Genomic DNA, 19,250 nt, shown 5'->3' with positions numbered 1-19,250 from the left:
CGACGCTTTCGTATGACTACCGTTGTGAAATGTCCTTCGTGCGGTGCAGAAGTGCGCTGGACGCCTGAAAACAAGTTCCGTCCCTTCTGTTCGGCCCGCTGCAAGCAGCTCGACCTCGGCGCATGGGCCGCGGAAAAGTACCGGATCGGCGGGTCCTCCGACGAGGGTCCATCGTCGGAGGAAGACGGCACCGACGGCCGCCGCGACAGCTGAGCGGCGCACGGCTCCGCCCACCCCGCGGATATGGCCCGTCTTTCAGGCGAGCCGCCACGGCGTCATTGCGACGCCGCCTCCTTCTCCAGCAGCTCCAGCACCGGCAGCGCCGCCGGTAACAGCGGTGCGACCTCGACCGGCAGTTGTTGCCACACGAATGCCTGCCCTTCCTTGCTGTGCGGCTCGCCCGTCCAGCCCGTCACCTTGCAGAAATAGAGGCGCACATACGCGTGCGGATAATCGTGCTCGAGCGTGTGCCAGCGGTGGCAGGCCGTAACTTCGATGCCGAGTTCCTCGTGCAACTCGCGCGCCAGCGCGTCCTCCACGCTCTCCCCGGCCTCCAGCTTGCCGCCCGGAAACTCCCAGTAGCCCTCGTACGGCTTGCCCTGCAGCCGCTGCGCGAGCAGGTAACGGCCGTCCGCCTGCACCATCACGCCGACCGCGACCTCTGTCACCTTGCGTCCATCAGGCGCGCGCACGCTGCCCGCCGCGAAATCCGCACTCATGCCTGCTCCTTGCGACCCGACCAGTCGCGCGCGAACTGCCATGCGACGCGTCCCGAACGCGAACCGCGCTCGAGCGCCCAGACGAGCGCGTCGCCGCGCGCCGTCTCGATCTCGGCGTCCGCGCAGCCGAAATGGCGCAGCCAGTGCGCGACGATGTCGAGGTAGTCGTCCTGCTTGAACGGGTAGAAGCTGACCCACAGGCCGAAGCGCTCCGACAGCGAGATCTTTTCCTCGACGACTTCACCGGGGTGGATCTCGCCGTCGGGCAGATGCTTGTACGACTCGTTATCGCTCATGTACTCGGGCAGCAGATGGCGGCGGTTCGATGTCGCGTAGATCAGCACGTTGTCGGACTGCGCGGCGATCGAGCCGTCGAGCGCGACCTTCAGTGCCTTGTAGCCCGATTCGCCTTCCTCGAACGACAGGTCGTCGCAGAACACGATGAACCGCTCCGGACGCTGAGAGATCAGATCAACGATGTCGCCGAGATCGTGCAGGTCGTCCTTGTCGACTTCGATCAGGCGCAGGCCGTCTTTCGCATATGCGTTCAGGCAGGCCTTGATCAGGGACGACTTGCCGGTGCCGCGTGCACCGGTCAGCAGTACGTTGTTCGCCGGCTTGCGCTGGACGAACTGTCGCGTGTTCTGCTCGATCAGCCCTTTCTGTCGATCGATGTTGTGCAGGTCGTCGAGCGTGATCGCCGATGCCGCCGGCACCGGCTGCAGATAGCCGCGCCCCTGGCGCTTGCGCCAGCGGAACGCGGTGGCGGCGTTCCAGTCGATGGCCGCCGGTGCGGGCGGCAGCATTCCCTCGAGGCGGCCGAGCAGCGCCTCCGCGCGCGTCAGAAACTGTTCGAGCTTGTCCATGTCGTCCCAACGCTCCTGATCAGGAACGGTAATCCGCGTTGATGCTCACGTAATCGTGCGACAGGTCGCACGTCCAGACGGTTGCCTGCGCGTCGCCGCGACCGAGCAGCACGCGGATCGTGATTTCACTCTGCTTCATCACGCGCTGACCGTCCTCCTCCTGGTAAGCCGGATTGCGGCCACCGGCCTTCGCGACGAGCACGTCGTCGAGATAGAGGTCGATCTTGCCGACGTCGAGATCCGTGACGCCCGCATAGCCGATCGCGGCGAGGATTCGGCCCAGGTTGGGGTCGGATGCATAGAAGGCCGTCTTCACGAGCGGCGAGTGCCCGATCGCATACGCGATCTGGCGGCATTCGGCGACGCTCTTGCCGCCTTCGACCTGCACCGTCATGAATTTCGTCGCGCCTTCACCATCGCGCACGATCAGCTGCGACAGCACTTGGGCGACCTGCGTGACCGCGTCGCGCAGCGCTGCATAGGCCGGCGAGTCGGTCGACGTAATCGCGGGCAGCATGCTCTTGCCCGATGCGATCAGGATGAACGAGTCGTTCGTCGACGTGTCGCCGTCGATCGTGATGCAGTTGAACGAGCGGTCGGCCACTTCCTTCACGAGCGTGTCGAGCACCGGCTGCGCGACGTTCGCATCGAACGCGAGGAAGCCCAGCATCGTCGCCATGTTCGGCTTGATCATGCCCGCGCCCTTGCTGATGCCCGTCAGCGTGACCGTGTGACCGTCGATCGCCACCTGTCGCGACGTCGCCTTCGGCAGCGTGTCGGTCGTCATGATCGCCTGCGCGGCGTCGTACCAGTTCGCGGCCTTGCGGTTTGCGAGCGCGGCCGGCAGCCCGGCCTTCAGGCGGTCGATCGGCAGCGGCTCGAGAATCACACCGGTCGAGAACGGCAGCACCTGCGTGGCGTCGATGCCCGCGAGGCGCGCGAGTTCCGAGCAGGTCTCACGCGCGTTCACGAGGCCCGGCTCGCCGGTACCCGCATTCGCGTTGCCGGTGTTCACGACGAGCGCGCGAATGCCCGCGCCGCCGGCACGCACCTTTGCCAGGTGCTCGCGGCACACCGTCACCGGCGCGGCGCAGAAGCGGTTCTCGGTGAATACGCCGGCGACCGTCGCCCCTTCGTCGACGGAGATGACCAGCACGTCCTTGCGATTCGGCTTGCGGATGTTCGCTTCCGCCCAGCCGAGCGTGACGCCGGCGACGGGATGGAGTTGGGCGGGATCGATCGACGGAAAATTGACAGCCATGGGGCACACCTGCCGGATGGAAAATGCCGGCATGCGCCGGCATCGATTGGAAGAACCGGCGGCCGCACACGCGGGCCGCCGCAACTCACATCACTATCACTGACTCGAAGCTGAGAACGATGCGGCACGCGGATGCGCGCCGCCGCCGATCATGACAGCTTCCCGTGACATTGCTTGTACTTCTTGCCGCTGCCGCACGGGCACGGGTCGTTGCGGCCGACCTTCGGCATCTCGCCGCCCGGGCCGCTGTGGGTCATCGCGCTGCCGACCATGTCGGCCGTCGCCGTGGCCGCAGTGGCGGCCGCGACGTTCGCGACCGGCGCGCCGGATTCCGCGTAGTCGGCATGCTGATACTCGACGTTTTCGAGATGACCGCCGCGCTCCTCGATCTGCTCGGCGGCTTCCTCGAGCTGCTCCGGCGACTGGATCTGCACGTTCATCACGATGCGTGTGACTTCCTGCTTGATCGCCTCGAGCATCGCGGCGAACAGCTCGAACGCTTCGCGCTTGTATTCCTGCTTCGGGTTCTTCTGCGCATAACCGCGCAGGTGGATGCCCTGGCGCAGGTGGTCGAGCGCCGCGAGGTGCTCGCGCCACAGGCGGTCGACCGTCTGCAGCATCACCGAACGCTCGAACGCGCTGAACGATTCGCGACCGACCATCGCGACCTTCGTCTCGTACTGCTCATCGGCCGCGGCCGTCACCGCTTCGAGAATCTCTTCGGCCGTGATCGACGACGACTCGTTCACCATTTCCTGGATCGCGAGGTCGAGCTGCCAGTCGTTGCGCAGCGCTTCCTCGAGCTCGGGCACGTCCCACTGCTCCTCGATGCTGCCTTCCGGCACGAACTGGCGAACGACTTCGGTGATCACGCCATGACGCATCGCCGAGATCGTCTCGGTGATGTCGTGGGCTTCGAGCAGCTCGTTGCGCTGCTGGTAGATCACCTTGCGCTGGTCGTTCGACACGTCGTCGTATTCCAGCAGCTGCTTGCGGATGTCGAAGTTGCGCGCTTCGACCTTGCGCTGCGCGGATTCGATCGAACGCGTGACGATGCCGGCTTCGATCGCCTCGCCTTCCGGCATCTTCAGGCGATCCATGATCGAGCGCACGCGGTCGCCCGCGAAAATGCGCAGCAGCGGATCGTCGAGCGACAGGTAGAAGCGCGACGAGCCCGGGTCGCCCTGGCGGCCCGCACGGCCGCGCAGCTGGTTGTCGATCCGGCGCGATTCGTGGCGCTCGGTGCCGATGATGTGCAAGCCGCCCGCGGCCTTCACCTGCTCGTGCAGCGTCTCCCACTCGTCGTGCAGTTGCTTGATGCGGCGCGCTTTTTCGTCGGCGGGGATTGCGTCGTCGGCGTCGATGAACGCAGCCTGCTTCTCGGCATTGCCGCCAAGCACGATGTCGGTACCGCGACCGGCCATGTTGGTCGCGATCGTGATGCGCTTCGGACGGCCCGCTTCCGCGACGATCGCGGCTTCACGCTCGTGCTGCTTCGCGTTCAGCACTTCGTGCGGCAGCCCGGCCTGCTTCAGCAGGTGCGACAGCAGTTCCGAGTTCTCGATCGACGTCGTGCCGACCAGCACCGGCTGGCCGCGCTCGTAGCATTCACGAATGTCGCGGATCACCGCGTCGTAGCGCTCCTTGGCCGTCTTGTAGATCTGGTCCTGCTTGTCGATCCGCTTCGGCGGGCGGTTGGTCGGGATCACGACCGTCTCGAGGCCGTAGATCTCGTTGAATTCGTACGCTTCGGTGTCCGCCGTACCGGTCATGCCCGCGAGCTTCGCGTACATGCGGAAGTAGTTCTGGAACGTGATCGACGCGAGCGTCTGGTTCTCGCTCTGGATCTTCACGTGTTCCTTCGCCTCGACCGCCTGGTGCAAGCCGTCGGACCAGCGGCGGCCCGCCATCAGGCGGCCCGTGAATTCGTCGACGATCACCACTTCGCCGTTCTGCACGACGTAGTGCTGGTCCTTGTGGAACAGCGTGTGCGCGCGCAGCGCCGCGTACACGTGATGCATCAGCGTGATGTTCTGCGGCGCGTACAGGCTCTCGCCCTCGCCGATCAGGCCCCACTCGGCGAGCAGCCGCTCGGCCTTCTCGTGGCCTGACTCCGTCAGGAACACCTGGCGCGCCTTCTCGTCGAGCGTGTAGTCGCCCGGTTTCTCGACGCCCGTGCCGTCGGCCTTCTCCTCGCCGATCTGGCGCTCCAGCAGCGGCGGCAGCGCGTTCATCCGCACATACAGCTCGGTGTGATCTTCCGCCTGGCCAGAGATGATGAGCGGCGTACGCGCCTCGTCGATCAGGATCGAGTCGACTTCGTCGACGACCGCGAAGTTCAGTGCCCGCTGCACGCGCGCGTCGGTCTCGTAGACCATGTTGTCGCGCAGGTAGTCGAAACCGAACTCGTTGTTCGTGCCGTAGGTGATGTCCGACGCGTAGGCCTGCTGCTTCTGGTCATGCTCCATGCCGGACAGGTTGATGCCGACCGACAGACCGAGGAAGTTGTAGAGGCGCGCCATCCATTCGGCATCGCGCTGCGCGAGGTAGTCGTTGACCGTCACGACGTGCACGCCGCGGCCGGCCAGCGCATTCAGGTACACGGGCAGCGTCGCGACGAGCGTCTTGCCCTCGCCGGTGCGCATTTCCGCGATCTTGCCGTAGTGGAGCACCATGCCGCCGATCAGCTGCACGTCGAAGTGGCGCATCTTCAGCACGCGGCGGCTCGCCTCCCGGCAAACCGCGAACGCCTCGGGCAACAGCTTGTCGAGCGACTCGCCGCCCGCGATCCGCTGGCGGAACTCATCCGTCTTGCCGCGCAACTGGTCGTCCGTCAGCTTCTCGATCTGCGTTTCGAGCGCATTGATCGTCGCGACGGTCTTTTGGTATTGCTTGACGAGCCGCTGGTTGCGGCTGCCAAAAATTTTCTGGAGAAAACCGGTTGTCATCGGATCGGATCCTGCGTCGCAGCACCGGCGCCCGGCGCGCGTTGCGCGCCCCGACGCCCGAGCCTCGGCGGCTTAGCGAATTAGTGGAATCAAACGAGGAATTTTAGCACGCGAGGAAGCATGCGCCGGTGTCCCGGCCGGACTCCCGCCGCACGCCGAACCCGCGCGGGCAGCCGGGTGCACGGCCCGAAAGCCGCCCATACGCGAGCCGGCGCGGGTACAATCGGCGTCAACGTCCGCGCCCGTGCGCGCCCGAAGAATGCCTCGATGAACCGATTTTCCAAGCGTTTCGGCCCACTCCCCGCGTATCGCCCGCAACCCGTGTCCGAAGTGCTCAACCGCACCGACGCGTTCGCGGCGCTGCGCGCCGGCGTCGAACAAGTCGCGTCGCTGCAGCGCGATCTCGCCGCCCTGCTGCCCGACTATCTTGCGAATCACGTCGAACCGGGCTCCATCAAGGACGGCACCCTGACCCTCTTTGCCGCACACAACGCGCTCGCCGCCCGACTGCGGCAGGTCGAGCCGCGCTTGCTCGCCGATCTCCAGAAGCGCGGCTGGCCAGTCTCGACGCTTCGCGTGCGCGTGCGGCCGAAGGACGCGCCGGAGCCACCGCACGTGAAGCAGGCGCGCATGACGACCGTCGGCGCCACCGCGTTGCGCGACCTCGCCGATCATCTCGAACCGTCGCCGCTTCAGGCCGCACTCGCGCGGATGGCCGCGCGGCACGGTGCGAAGTCTTCGCGCTGAACATGCGCCGACCGCGCAGGCGGCCGCCCAACGAAAAAGCGACCCGAAGGTCGCTTTTTTTATCGCCGGGGTGAACGCCGATCAGGCGAACGCCGTCTGCGTGTCGAACGCGAAGCCGCTCGGCGCGGCCTGCGGATCGTCGAACGTGACGATCTCGTACGCATCCTCGTGCGCGAGCAGTTCGCGCAGCAGCGCGTTGTTCAGCCCGTGGCCCGACTTGTATGCGGTGTACGACGCCAGCAGCGGATGGCCGATCACGTAGAGGTCGCCAATTGCGTCGAGCATCTTGTGCTTCACGAATTCGTCGTCGTAGCGCAGCCCGTCGTTGTTCAGGATCCGGTATTCGTCGAGCACGATCGCGTTGTCCATGCTGCCGCCGCGCGCGAGGCCCAGCTCGCGCATCATTTCGACTTCATGGGCAAAGCCGAACGTGCGCGCACGCGCGATCTCGCGCACGTACGACGTGTTCGCGAAGTCGACCTCCAGTTCCTGGCCGGTCTTGTCGACGGCAGGATGACGGAAGTCGATCGTGAACTTCAGCTTGAAACCGAAATACGGATCGAGACGCGCGAACTTGTCGCCGTCGCGGATTTCGACCGGCTTCTTCACCTTGATGAAGCGCTTCGGCGCGTTCTGCTCCTCGATACCCGCGGACTGGATCAGGAACACGAAGGACGCGGCGCTGCCGTCCATGATCGGGATTTCCTCGGCCGTCACGTCGACATAGAGGTTGTCGATGCCGAGGCCAGCGCACGCCGACATCAGGTGCTCGACGGTCGACACGCGCGCACCATCCTTCTGCAGCACCGACGCGAGCCGCGTGTCGCCGATCGACATTGCGGATGCCGGAATGTCGACGGGCGTGGGCAGGTCGACGCGCGAGAAAACGATCCCCGTGCCCGGCGCGGCCGGGCGGAGCGTCAGTTCGACCTTGCGGCCCGAGTGCAGACCGATGCCCACGGTCTTCACGATCGATTTGATGGTGCGCTGCTTCAGCATGATGTTCTTCATCTTGATTGAGAATATCAATCAGGAGTTATATTCGATAGGTGGGATTATAGCGTAATTCCCTATTCAACGCTGTTTGAAACTGCGTATCAATCTGTTTCGACTGTTTACCCGCGCCGATACGGGACGGGCCGATGCCCGGAACGGAGGCGTTTCCGGTCATCGGCCCGTATTACAACTGCCCTGAGGCCGGTGAGCAGCGTTGCCGGCAGGCAACGGCGCACCGCACGATCAGGACGTCAACGTCGCGAGCACACTCGCCGCATCGCTCACTTCGAACTTGCCCGGCGCTTCGACGGCCAGCGTCTTGACCACACCGTCGTCGACCACCATCGCGTAGCGCAGGGAACGGATTCCCATGCCACGCGCGGACAAATCCTGCGTCAGCCCCAGCACATGAGTGAAAGCAGCGCTGCCGTCCGCCATCATGCGCACCTTGCCCGCGGTGTGCAGATCACGTCCCCATGCGCCCATCACGAATGCGTCGTTGACGGACACGCACCAGAGCTCGTCGATGCCCGCCGAGCGCAGTTGCTCGGCGTGCTCGACATAGCCCGGCACATGCTGCGCCGAACAGGTCGGCGTGAAAGCGCCCGGCAATCCGAAGATCACCACCCGCTTTCCCGCAACCTGGTCGCGCACGCTGAAGGCATTCGGCCCCAGCGTGCAGCCTTCGCGCGCGTCGTCGATGAACTCGAACAGTTGCGCGTCGGGCAGCGCGTCGCCCACTTGAATCATGGCTGGTCCCTCATAGCGATACGGTTTTTCGGCGTATTGCGGACAGCACGTCCCATCCCGCTTCGCTCATGCGAAGAGGGCACGTTTCCCGGCCCGGCGTCGCATCCGACGCGGCCTGTCGTGGTCCGTGGCATCCGTCACGCCGGCGTTACCGCGGCAATCTCGTCGATTGCGCCGCGGCTTCGCCTGTGTGTGCGTCGTCAGTCAGCCTGCTTGCGCAGGAAAGCCGGGATGTCGTACGTGTCGACACCCTTCTCCTGCAGCGCCTGCACGTGCGATGCCGCGGTTTCACGCGAGTTGCGCCACACCGCCGGCGTATCGAGCGCGCCGTAGTCTGCCGTGCTGACGTGCTGCGGCTGCGCATAGCCGTGCGAAACCGCGCTGACCGGCTGGTTGTCGGTACCCGTGCGCAGCAGCGTCATCGGAGCCGATTGCTGCTTCTTCGCTGCACGGCCCAGGCCCGTCGCCACGACCGTCACGCGCAGTGCATCGCCCATCGCGTCGTCGTACACCGCACCGAAGATCACCGTTGCGTCTTCCGCCGCGTAGCTCTTGATGGTGTTCATCACTTCGCGCGTTTCCGACAGGCGCAGCGAACGGCTCGACGTGATGTTGACCAGCACGCCGCGCGCGCCCGACAGATCGACGCCTTCGAGCAGCGGGCTCGCCACGGCCTGTTCCGCCGCGAGGCGTGCGCGATCGACGCCGGCGACCGTCGCCGTGCCCATCATCGCCTTGCCCTGCTCGCCCATCACCGTCTTCACGTCTTCGAAGTCGACGTTCACGAGGCCATCGACATTGATGATTTCGGCAATGCCTGCAACCGCGTTGTTCAACACGTCGTCCGCGCACTGGAAGCACTTGTCCATTTCGGCGTCATCGCCCATCACGTCGAACAGCTTGTCGTTCAGGACGACGATCAGCGAGTCGACGTGATCCTCCAGTTGCTGCGAGCCTGCTTCCGCGACGCGCATGCGCTTGCCGCCTTCGAATTCGAACGGCTTGCTGACAACACCAACCGTCAGGATGCCCATCTCCTTCGCGATCTGCGCGACCACCGGCGCTGCGCCCGTGCCCGTGCCGCCACCCATGCCGGCCGTGATGAACACCATGTGCGCGCCACGCAGTGCGTCAGCGATGCGCTCGCGCGCCTCTTCCGCCGCCGCCTTGCCCATTTCCGGCTTCGCGCCGGCGCCGAGGCCGGTGTTACCGAGCTGGATCACGGACGGCGCACGCGCGCGCGACAGCGCCTGTGCGTCGGTGTTCATCACGATGAAGTCGACGCCCTGCACGCCACGGTTGATCATGTGCTGAACGGCATTGCCGCCAGCGCCGCCAACGCCGACCACCTTGATGATGGTGCCGTTGGTTTCGGTTTCCAGCATTTCGAATTCCATTGATGCCTCCGTCAAGAAAATAAAACTACTCGGCCGTTATTCGGCAGGAGATCGGGCAACCCCCTGTCGCGCGCCAGCCGCCGGCACCGGCGCGAATTTCGATTCGGTTCATCAGAAGTTGCTCAGGAACCATTCCTTCATCCGCGAGAAGATCTGCCCCGCGTTGCCGGACTGCACGGCGACCTTGCGGCCGCGCATGCGCTGAGCACTGCCTTCGACGAGCAGGCCCATCGCCGTCGAGTAGCGCGGATTGCGCACCACGTCGGCCAGGCCGCCTGCGTATTCCGGCGCGCCGATACGCACCGGTTTCAGGAAAATGTCTTCGCCGAGCTCGACCATGCCCGGCATCATCGAAGCCCCGCCGGTAATGACCACGCCGGAGCTCAGCAGTTCTTCGTAACCCGACTCGCGCACGACCTGCTGCACGAGCGAGAACAGTTCCTCTACGCGCGGCTCGATCACGGCCGCGAGCGCCTGGCGCGACAGCGTGCGCGGGCCGCGTTCGCCGAGGCCCGGCACTTCGACCATCTCGTCCGGATCGGCGAGCGCCTGCTTCGCGATCCCGTAGCCGACCTTGATGTCTTCCGCGTCCGGCGTCGGCGTGCGCAGCGCCATCGCGATGTCGCTCGTGATCTGGTCGCCGGCGATCGGAATCACCGCGGTATGGCGGATCGCGCCTTCGGCGAAGATCGCGATGTCCGTCGTGCCGCCGCCGATGTCGACCAGCACCACGCCGAGATCCTTCTCGTCTTCCGTCAGCACGGCCAGCGACGACGCGAGCGGCTGCAGGATCAGGTCGTTCACTTCCAGCCCGCAGCGGCGCACGCACTTGACGATGTTCTGCGCGGCACTGACCGCGCCCGTCACGATGTGCACCTTCACTTCCAGCCGGATGCCGCTCATCCCGATCGGCTCGCGCACGTCTTCCTGGCCGTCGATGATGAATTCCTGCGTGAGGATGTGCAGCACCTGCTGGTCGGTCGGGATGTTGATCGCCTTCGCGGTCTCGATCACGCGCGCGACGTCGGTCTGCGTGACTTCCTTGTCCTTGATCGCGACCATCCCGCTCGAGTTGAAGCTGCGGATGTGGCTGCCGGCAATCCCCGTGAACACGTTGGTGATCTTGCAGTCGGCCATCAGCTCGGCTTCCTCGAGCGCGCGCTGGATCGACTGCACGGTGGCCTCGATGTTGACCACCACGCCTTTCTTCAGACCCTTCGATTCGCTCTGGCCGAGGCCGATCACCTCGTAATGGCCTTCGCCCTTCAGCTCGGCGACAATGGCCACCACCTTCGACGTGCCGATGTCGAGGGAAACCAGCAGATCCTTGTAGTCTTTGCTCATAAAGTGCTCTTGCGTGTGATCTCTCGTTACTTCTTGCGCTTGTCGGTATCGGTCAGGAACCGCATGCCTGCCGCACGAATCGCGAATCCGTTCGGATAACGCAGGTCCGCGTACTCGATGTCGTTGCCCCAACGCTCCGTGACGGCCGGCCACGCGGCGACGAGGCGCTGGCTCCGGTCATGCAGGGTCTCGCTGGTGCGCTCCTTGCCCAATTCGACCTGCATGCCGTTCGACAGCTTCACCGTCCACGCGTAGCGCGCCGACAGCGTCACTTCTTCCGGCGCCGCCTTCAGCGGCGCAAACCAGTTCGTGAAGTCGCGATACCGCGTGACGACTTCCTTCGCACTGCCCTCCGGGCCGTCGAACGCCGGCAGTTCCTGATCCAGTTCGCCCTGGTTCGCGGTGAACAGCTCGCCGTCGACGCTCACGAGCTGCGCGCTGCCCCAGGTCCCGAGCGGTTTGTACTCCTCGAGCGTGACAGCCAGCGCATTCGGCCACACCCGGCGCACGCTCGCATGACGTACCCACGGCATCTGCTCGAACGCGGCACGCGCCGCGTCGAGATCGACCGTGAAGAAATTGCCCTTCAGCCGGCCGACCACGCCCGCACGCACCGTCGGCGTGTTGATGTGCTCGGTGTCGCCGTCGATCCGGATTTCGCGCAGCGCGAACGTCGGACGCTGGATCAGCCAGTAGCAGCCGGCCGCCGCCAACACGAGCAGCAACAGCGCGTAAAGCGCGCTGGCGGCAAGGTTGAGTTGGCGAACGTTGTTCCACATACGTCGTTCCGTTCCTGCGTCAGTCGTTGAGCGTAAGCGACAGCACCTTCACGACCAGCTCCGAATAGCTGATGCCGATCGAGCGCGCAGCCTTCGGCGGCAGCGAGTGGTCGGTCATCCCGGGGGCCGTGTTCACTTCCAGGAAATACGCGTTGCCGGCGGCGTCGAGCATGAAATCCGCGCGCCCCCAGTCGGTGCAGCCGAGCACGTCGAACGCACGGCGCGCGATGCGCTTCAGTTCCGCTTCCTTGTCGGCCGGCAGCCCGCACGGAATCAGGTACTGCGTGTCGTCGGCGACATACTTCGCGTGGTAGTCGTAGAACTCGCCGGCCGGCACGATCTTGATCAGCGGCAGGTCCAGATCGCCGGCGATGCACGCGGTGTATTCGCCGCCGCCTTCGATGCTCTTCTCGACGATCACGATCTTGTCGTGCGTCGCGGCTTCCGACAGTGCGGCGGGCAACGCGTCGGCCGTCTTCACCTTCAGCACCGCGACGCTCGAGCCTTCGCTCGCCGGCTTCACGAACAGCGGCAGGCCGAGCTTCGCGACGATGTCCGCCGCGCGCGTCGCGTAGTCGTCGCCACGCATCACCGTCTCGAACGGCGGCGTCGGCACGCCCGTCTGCTGCCACACCAGCTTCGTGCGGAACTTGTCGAGACCAAGCGCCGAGCCGAGCACGCCGCTGCCCGTGTAGCGAATCCCGTAGAAATCGAGCGCGCCCTGGATCTGGCCGTTCTCGCCGTAGCCGCCGTGCAGCGCGTTGAACGCGCGCACGAAGCCTTCGTCCTTCAGCGCCGACAGCGGCCGCTCGGCCGGGTCGAACGGATGCGCGTCGACGCCCGCGTCACGCAAGCCCTGCAGCACGAGACGGCCCGAGGTGAGCGACACCTCGCGCTCGGCCGATTCGCCGCCGAACAACACCGCCACCTTGCCGAAACGTTTCGGATCGATCCCGCTCATGTCATGCCTTCTGTTGTGTGTGTTGCACGAGCTTCGCCGGCACGCCGCCGATCGAACCCGCGCCCATCGTGATCACCACGTCGCCGTTCTGCGCGACCCTGGCCAATGCGTCCGGCACGTCGTCGACCGTGGCGACGAACACCGGATCAACCTTGCCCACCGCGCGCAGCGCGCGTGACAGCGCGTCACCGTTGGCCGTCGCGATCGCCGCTTCGCCCGCGGCGTAGACTTCCGTCAGCACCAGCGCATCGACCGTCGACAGCACGTTGACGAAATCGTCGAAGCAGTCGCGCGTGCGCGTGTAGCGGTGCGGCTGGAACGCCAGCACGAGGCGGCGGCCCGGGAACGCACCGCGCGCGGCCGCGATCGTCGCGGCCATCTCGACCGGGTGGTGGCCGTAGTCGTCGATCAACGTGTACTGGCCGCCGTCCGCGGTCGGCACCTCGCCGTAGCGCTGGAAGCGCCGGCCGACGCCGTTGAATTCCGCCAGCGCGAGCTGGATCGCGTCGTCCGCCACGCCGAGATCGGTCGCGATCGCGATCGCCGCGAGCGCGTTCTGCACGTTGTGCAGCCCCGGCAGGTTCAGCACGACGGCGAGCGGCGCACGGCCTTCGCGGATCACCGTGAAATGCATGCGACCGTCGCGCGCATCGATGTCTTCAGCGCGCACCTGCGCGTCCGGCGACAGCCCGTAGCGCACGACCGGCTTCGAGATGAACGGAATGATCTGCCGCACGTTCGGATCGTCGACGCACACCACCGCGCTGCCGTAGAACGGCAGGCGCTGCGTGAATTCGATGAACGCCTGCTTGAGCCGCGCGAAATCGTGGCCGTAGGTGTCCATGTGATCGGCGTCGATGTTCGTGATGACTTCGATCACCGGATACAGGTTCAGGAACGACGCGTCCGACTCGTCGGCCTCGGCGACGATGAAGTCGCCCGTGCCGAGCCGCGCATTCGCGCCCGCGCTGATCAGCCGGCCGCCGATCACGAAGGTCGGGTCCAGCCCGCCCGCCGCGAGCACGCTCGCGACGAGGCTCGTCGTCGTGGTCTTGCCGTGCGTGCCGGCGATCGCGATCCCCTGCTTCAGGCGCATCAGCTCCGCGAGCATCACCGCGCGCTGCACGATCGGCACGCGCTGGTGGCGCGCGGCCAGCACTTCGGGGTTGTCCGAGCGCACGGCCGTCGACACGACGACCGCATTCGCACCTTCGATGTTCGCCGCGTCGTGGCCGATCGCGATCCGCGCGCCGAGCGCCGCGAGACGGTCGGTCACCGCATTGCGCGACAGGTCGGAGCCGCTGACCTCGTAGCCGAGGTTGACGAGCACTTCGGCGATGCCGCTCATGCCCGCGCCGCCGATTCCGACGAAATGAATGTGTTTGACGATGTGTTTCATTGCAGTTGTTCCAGGTTCGCGCCGGCCACCTTCGCGCAGACGCGCGCGACTTCATCGGTGGCCTCGGGCTTCGCCAGCGAGCGCGAACGCTCCGCCATGTCCGCGAGCGACGCCCGCGACTGGCCGCGCAGCCAGTCGGCAAGCAGTTCCGCCGACAGGTCGCGTTGTTGCACCAGCACCGCCGCGCCCGCATCGGCGAGGAACGCGGCGTTGGTCGTCTGGTGGTCGTCGACCGCGTACGGGAACGGCACGAACAGCGCCGCCACGCCCACCGCCGCGATTTCCGACACCGTCATCGCGCCGGAGCGGCAGATCACGAGGTCCGCCGCCGCGTATGCGCTCGCCATGTCGTCGATGAACGGCACGAGCCGCACGTCGTCGCCGCCGGCGAATCCGGTCGCTTCGTAATTCGCCCTCAGCGCGTCGATGTGCTTCGCGCCGGCCTGGTGCACGATGCGCGGGCGCTCGCCCGGCGCCAGCAACGCCAGCGCGCGCGGCACGACTTCGTTCAGCGCGGCGGCGCCAAGGCTGCCGCCGACGACCAGGACGTTCAGCGGGCCGCTGCGCGACGCATAGCGTGCTTTGGGCATTTCCGTGCGCGCAAGTTCCGCGCGGATCGGGTTGCCCGTCCATTCCGCGTGCGGCAGTGCGCCGGGGAACGCGACGAGCACGCGCTTCGCGAATTTCGCGAGCACCTTGTTCGCGAGACCGGCGATCGAATTCTGTTCGTGCAGCACCAGCGGGCGGCCCGACAGCGCAGTCATCACGCCCGCCGGGAACGTGATGTAGCCGCCCATCCCGAGCACGACGTCCGGCCGCACGCGGCGCAGCGCGCCGAGACTCTGCCAGCATGCGCGCAGCAGATTGAACGGCAGCGTCAGCTTGGTCTTCAGGCCCTTGCCGCGCAGTCCGCCGAAGCGCACGTATTCCATCGGAATGCCGTGCTTCGGCACGAGCGTCGCCTCCATCCCGGCCGGATTGCCGAGCCATACGACGCGCCACCCCGCCGCTTCCATCCGGTGCGCGACCGCGAGCCCCGGGAACACGTGGCCCCCGGTGCCGCCTGCCATCACCATCAGCGTGCGTCGCGACGCGGTCATACCTTCCCTCCGCGCATCAGTACGCGATTTTCATAGTCGACCCGCAGCAGCACCGCGAGCGCGACACAGTTCAGCAGGATGCCCGAACCACCGTAGCTCACGAGCGGCAGCGTCAGGCCCTTGGTCGGCAGCAGCCCGAGGTTCACGCCCATGTTGATGAACGTCTGCGCACCGAACCAGATGCCGATGCCCTTCGCCATCAGGCCCGCGAACGTGCGGTCGAGCGCGAGCGCCTGACGGCCGATCTCGAACGCGCGACGTACGATCCAGTAGAAGAGCAGGATCACGACCAGCACGCCGACGAAGCCGAGTTCCTCGCCGATCACCGCGAGGATGAAGTCGGTATGCGCTTCGGGCAGGTAGTTCAGCTTCTCGACGCTGCCGCCAAGACCGACGCCGAACCACTCGCCGCGGCCGAACGCGATCAGCGAGTGCGTGAGCTGATACGCCTTGCCCTGCGCATAGCGTTCGTCCCACGGATCGAGATACGCGAAGATCCGCTCGCGACGCCACGGCGACAGCCACACGAGCATCGTGAAAGTGCCGACCGCGGTCGCGACCAGGCCGCCGAACAGCTTGCCGTTCACGCCGCCGAGAAACAGCACGCCCATCGCGATCGCGGCGACCACCATGAACGCGCCCATGTCCGGTTCGAGCAGCAGCAGCGCGCCGACGAGACCGACTGCGAACGCCATCGGCAGGAAGCCTTTCGCGAAGCTCTGCATGTACTCCTGCTTGCGCACCGTGTAGTTCGCCGCGTAGATCGTCACGGCGAGCTTCATGATTTCCGACGGCTGCATGTTCGTGATGCCGAGCGGAATCCAGCGGCGCGCGCCGTTCACGCCCTTGCCGACGTGCGGGATCAGCACGATCACGAGGCCGACCAGTGCGATCAGGAAGAGATGCGGCGCGTATTTGTCCCAGGTCGACACCGGCACGCGGAACGCGATCACCGCCGCGATGAACGCAACGACGAGCGACACGCAGTGGCGCATCAGGAACGCGTAATCGTGATACGACGCGTATTTCGGCGAATCGGGCATCGCAATCGACGCCGAATACACCATCACGACGCCGAGCCCGAGCAGCGCGATCGCGACCCACAGCAGCGAGTAGTCGAAATCGAGCATCCGCGAGCGACTCGGCCGCACGCCGTTGACGACGCTCGCAAGCCCGCCGGTCGCGGCGCGCGTGGCCGACGCGACGCGGCCGCCGGTGTCGCGCCGGTCGTTGAAACGGGAGACGAGGCGATCGGACCAGCTCATGGCGTCGCTCCTTTGTCGATGGCGATTTCATCCACCGCCGCGCGGAACACGTCCGCGCGATGGGCGTAGTTCCTGAACATGTCGAGGCTCGCGCACGCGGGCGACAGCAGCACCGCGTCGCCCGGCTCCGCAAGCTCGGCAGCAGCATGCACCGCGGCTTCGAGCGTCGCGTGATCGGCGAGCGGCACGCCGGTTTCGGCGAGCGTGTCGCGAATCGCAGGGGCGTCGCGGCCGATCAGCATCACCGCACGGCACCAGCGCGCGACCGGCGCGACCAGCGGCGCGAAATCCTGACCCTTGCCGTCGCCGCCGGCGATCAGCACGATCTTCTGCGCGAGCCCGTCGAGAGCGGCCACCGTCGCGCCGACGTTCGTTCCCTTGCTGTCGTCGACATAGTCCACGTCGTCGATCGTCGCGATCACTTCGACGCGATGCGCTTCGCCGCGGTATTCACGCAGCGCGTGCAGCAGCGGCGCGGCCGGCAGGTCGATCGCGCGTGCAAGCGCGAACGCGGCGAGTGCGTTCGCCGCGTTGTGCAGCCCGCGGATGCGCAACGCGTCCGCCGGCATCAGGCGCTTCTGCGCGATGTCGGGCGTATGCGCGCCGTCGCGCTTGCGCCGACGGCTCGTCGTGGTCTCGTCCGGCGCGTCGCGATCAACGGCTTCGACGAGCCACGCAATGCCGTTGTCGCGCGACAGGCCGTAGTCGCCGTCATGCACCGGTTCGTTCAGGCCGAACGTGACGGTGCGCGCCGCATCGGCCGCGCCGGCGGCCGGCGCGAACTTCATCACGGCCGCATCGTCGCGATTGAGCACGCGCGTCGTCGTCGCACCGAAAATCCGGCCCTTCGCCGCCGCGTATGCGTCGAAGCTGCCATGCCAGTCGAGGTGATCCTGCGTGATGTTGAGGATCGCGGCCGCGTCCGGCGCGAACGTGCGTGTGGTTTCGAGCTGGAAGCTCGATAGCTCGAGCACCCAGACGTCGGGCAGCGCCGTATCGTCGATCGCCGCCGCAAGCCGGTCGAGCATCGCCGGGCTGATGTTGCCGGCGACGGCCACTTTCTTGCCCGAACGCTGGCACAGCAGGCCCGTGAGGCTCGTCGTCGTGGTCTTGCCGTTGGTGCCGGTGATCGCGAGCACCTTCGGCTGGTAGCCGCTCGTGCCGAGCGCGCGCAGCGCCTGCGCGAAGAATTCCAGTTCGCCCCACACCGCGATCCCGCGCTCGTTCGCGGCGGCGATCAACGCCGCGAGCGCCGGCTCCAGCGGCGACAGGCCGGGGCTCAGCCCGACGATCTCGACGCCGCCATCGAGCAGCGCAGGCGTGAACGGCCCGCCGACGAACTCCGCGTCGATGCCTTCGGCCTGCAGCGCGGCAAGGTTCGGCGGCGCCTCGCGGGTATCGGCAATTCGCAGCCGGCACCCGTGCCTCGCGCACCATCGCGCGATCGCGAGACCCGACTCCCCGAGCCCCAGTACGAGCACCATCGGCCGCTGCCGATCTCCAAACATCTCGCCAGACATCCTTGTTACCTTTCCTTTACCGCAACTTGAGGGTGGACAGACCGAACAGGCACAGCATCAGCGTGATGATCCAGAAACGCACCACCACCTGCGTTTCCTTCCAGCCGGACAATTCGAAATGGTGATGCAGCGGCGCCATCTTCAGCAGGCGCCGCCCTTCGCCGTAACGCTTCTTCGTGTACTTGAACCACGACACCTGCAGCATCACCGACAGCGTTTCCGCGACGAAGATGCCGCCCATGATGAACAGCACGATTTCCTGGCGCACGATCACCGCGACCGTGCCGAGCGCGCCGCCGAGCGCCAGCGCGCCGACGTCGCCCATGAACACCTGCGCGGGGTGCGTGTTGTACCAGAGGAACGCGAGCCCTGCCCCGCCCATCGCGGAACAGAAGATCAGCAGTTCACCGGCGCCCGGAATGTGCGGGAACAGCAGGTATTTCGAATACACCGAGCTGCCCATCACGTACGCGAACACGCCGAGCGACGCACCGACCAGCACGACCGGCATGATCACGAGGCCGTCGAGGCCGTCGGTCAGGTTCACCGCGTTGCTCGCGCCGACGATGACGAAGTAGGTCAGCACGATGAAGCCCCAGACGCCCAGCGGGTAGCTGATCGACTTCAGGAACGGCAGCATCAGGTCGGCCCGCGCGGGCAACCCCATCGACAGGCCGCTCCTCACCCAGGCCATGAACAGGTCGAACACGCGCACGTTGTTCGCCTCGGACACGCTGAATGCGAGGTAGACCGCCGCGAACAGCCCGATCACCGACTGCCAGAAATACTTTTCGCGCGACGACATCCCGCGCGGGTCCTTGTAGACGACCTTGCGGTAGTCGTCGACCCAGCCGATCACGCCGAAGCCGAACGTGACGAGCATCACGATCCAGATGAAACGGTTCGTCAGGTCGCCCCACAGCAGCGTCGCGACCGCGATGCCGATCAGGATCAGCACGCCGCCCATCGTCGGCGTGCCGGACTTGACGAGATGGCTCTGCGGACCGTCCTTGCGCACGGCCTGCCCGACCTTCATTTGCGTCAGCTTGCGGATCACCCACGGTCCGCACACGAGCCCGATCCCGAGCGCGGTGATGGTAGCCATCACCGCGCGGAACGTCAGGTACGTGAACAAGCGCAAAAAGCTTGCGTCTCCTTGCAGCCATTGCGCCAGCGCCAGCAGCATGCTTCCTTCCTT

Annotated in this window: 17 protein-coding genes; 2 read left to right on the top strand and 15 right to left on the bottom strand. The window is 66.1% G+C overall.

What is annotated here, in order from left to right; genetic code table 11:
• Window positions 1-12 precede the first annotated feature (12 nt).
• A complete protein-coding gene (locus WI26_RS02405) occupies window positions 13-213 on the top strand; it encodes a DNA gyrase inhibitor YacG (protein ID WP_039317342.1) in 201 nt (66 codons plus the stop codon).
• A gap of 62 nt (window positions 214-275) precedes the next feature.
• On the opposite strand, the gene WI26_RS02400 is transcribed toward WI26_RS02405, so the two are convergent.
• From WI26_RS02400 to secA, 4 genes are all read right to left on the bottom strand, one after another.
• Window positions 276-719 carry an NUDIX domain-containing protein gene (locus WI26_RS02400; RefSeq protein ID WP_069225099.1) on the bottom strand — a complete coding sequence of 148 codons (444 nt, stop codon included), beginning with the start codon at window positions 717-719 and terminating at the stop codon, window positions 276-278.
• Complete coding sequence (locus tag WI26_RS02395) at window positions 716-1,585, bottom strand: ATP-binding protein (RefSeq protein ID WP_059465320.1); 870 nt, start codon at window positions 1,583-1,585, stop codon at window positions 716-718. Before WI26_RS02395 ends, WI26_RS02400 begins: the two co-directional genes overlap by 4 nt.
• Window positions 1,586-1,604: 19 nt before the next feature.
• Window positions 1,605-2,846, bottom strand: a complete 1,242-nt coding sequence (gene argJ / locus WI26_RS02390) for a bifunctional glutamate N-acetyltransferase/amino-acid acetyltransferase ArgJ (protein ID WP_069225098.1) — start codon at window positions 2,844-2,846, stop codon at window positions 1,605-1,607.
• A 149-nt stretch (window positions 2,847-2,995) separates the two neighbouring features.
• Window positions 2,996-5,794, bottom strand: coding sequence for a preprotein translocase subunit SecA (secA, locus tag WI26_RS02385; RefSeq protein WP_059465318.1), 2,799 nt, complete (start codon window positions 5,792-5,794; stop codon window positions 2,996-2,998).
• A gap of 267 nt (window positions 5,795-6,061) precedes the next feature.
• On the opposite strand from secA, the gene WI26_RS02380 reads away from it, so the two are divergent.
• Window positions 6,062-6,541 (top strand): DUF721 domain-containing protein, encoded by a 480-nt coding sequence (locus WI26_RS02380; RefSeq protein WP_059465317.1) that lies wholly within the window; start codon window positions 6,062-6,064, stop codon window positions 6,539-6,541.
• Between the two features lie 81 nt (window positions 6,542-6,622).
• Here WI26_RS02380 and lpxC read toward each other — a convergent pair whose 3' ends face one another.
• The 11 genes from lpxC to mraY form a co-directional block, all read right to left on the bottom strand.
• Window positions 6,623-7,540 (bottom strand): UDP-3-O-acyl-N-acetylglucosamine deacetylase, encoded by a 918-nt coding sequence (gene lpxC / locus WI26_RS02375; protein ID WP_059465496.1) that lies wholly within the window; start codon window positions 7,538-7,540, stop codon window positions 6,623-6,625.
• A 240-nt stretch (window positions 7,541-7,780) separates the two neighbouring features.
• Complete coding sequence (locus tag WI26_RS02370; protein ID WP_069225097.1) at window positions 7,781-8,287, bottom strand: peroxiredoxin; 507 nt, start codon at window positions 8,285-8,287, stop codon at window positions 7,781-7,783.
• Window positions 8,288-8,487: 200 nt separating this feature from the next.
• Entirely contained in the window at window positions 8,488-9,684 is a 1,197-nt protein-coding gene (gene ftsZ, locus WI26_RS02365; RefSeq protein ID WP_011883181.1) for a cell division protein FtsZ, read from the bottom strand.
• A gap of 111 nt (window positions 9,685-9,795) precedes the next feature.
• Entirely contained in the window at window positions 9,796-11,028 is a 1,233-nt protein-coding gene (gene ftsA, locus WI26_RS02360) for a cell division protein FtsA (RefSeq protein WP_006752447.1), read from the bottom strand.
• A 26-nt stretch (window positions 11,029-11,054) separates the two neighbouring features.
• Window positions 11,055-11,807, bottom strand: coding sequence for a cell division protein FtsQ/DivIB (locus tag WI26_RS02355; RefSeq protein ID WP_059465315.1), 753 nt, complete (start codon window positions 11,805-11,807; stop codon window positions 11,055-11,057).
• Between the two features lie 19 nt (window positions 11,808-11,826).
• Window positions 11,827-12,768: a D-alanine--D-alanine ligase gene (locus tag WI26_RS02350; protein ID WP_069225096.1), complete on the bottom strand. Its 942-nt coding sequence runs from the start codon at window positions 12,766-12,768 to the stop codon at window positions 11,827-11,829.
• A 1-nt stretch (window position 12,769) separates the two neighbouring features.
• On the bottom strand, window positions 12,770-14,167 hold the full coding sequence (murC, locus tag WI26_RS02345; protein ID WP_059465314.1) for a UDP-N-acetylmuramate--L-alanine ligase: 1,398 nt from the start codon (window positions 14,165-14,167) through the stop codon (window positions 12,770-12,772).
• A complete protein-coding gene (murG, locus tag WI26_RS02340; RefSeq protein ID WP_069225095.1) occupies window positions 14,164-15,267 on the bottom strand; it encodes an undecaprenyldiphospho-muramoylpentapeptide beta-N-acetylglucosaminyltransferase in 1,104 nt (367 codons plus the stop codon). The genes murC and murG overlap by 4 nt, the downstream gene beginning before the upstream one ends.
• Complete coding sequence (ftsW, locus tag WI26_RS02335) at window positions 15,264-16,532, bottom strand: putative lipid II flippase FtsW (RefSeq protein WP_069225094.1); 1,269 nt, start codon at window positions 16,530-16,532, stop codon at window positions 15,264-15,266. The genes murG and ftsW overlap by 4 nt, the downstream gene beginning before the upstream one ends.
• Window positions 16,529-18,040: a UDP-N-acetylmuramoyl-L-alanine--D-glutamate ligase gene (gene murD, locus WI26_RS02330; RefSeq protein ID WP_069225093.1), complete on the bottom strand. Its 1,512-nt coding sequence runs from the start codon at window positions 18,038-18,040 to the stop codon at window positions 16,529-16,531. The genes ftsW and murD overlap by 4 nt, the downstream gene beginning before the upstream one ends.
• 28 nt (window positions 18,041-18,068) lie before the next feature.
• Window positions 18,069-19,238: a phospho-N-acetylmuramoyl-pentapeptide-transferase gene (mraY, locus tag WI26_RS02325; RefSeq protein WP_059451891.1), complete on the bottom strand. Its 1,170-nt coding sequence runs from the start codon at window positions 19,236-19,238 to the stop codon at window positions 18,069-18,071.
• Window positions 19,239-19,250: the final 12 nt, after the last annotated feature.

Origin of the sequence: Burkholderia diffusa (genome assembly GCF_001718315.1) — a bacterium.
GTDB lineage: Bacteria > Pseudomonadota > Gammaproteobacteria > Burkholderiales > Burkholderiaceae > Burkholderia > Burkholderia diffusa_B.
Note: the sequence above shows the minus strand (reverse complement) of the source record. Positions and strands in the feature narration are given on the sequence as shown.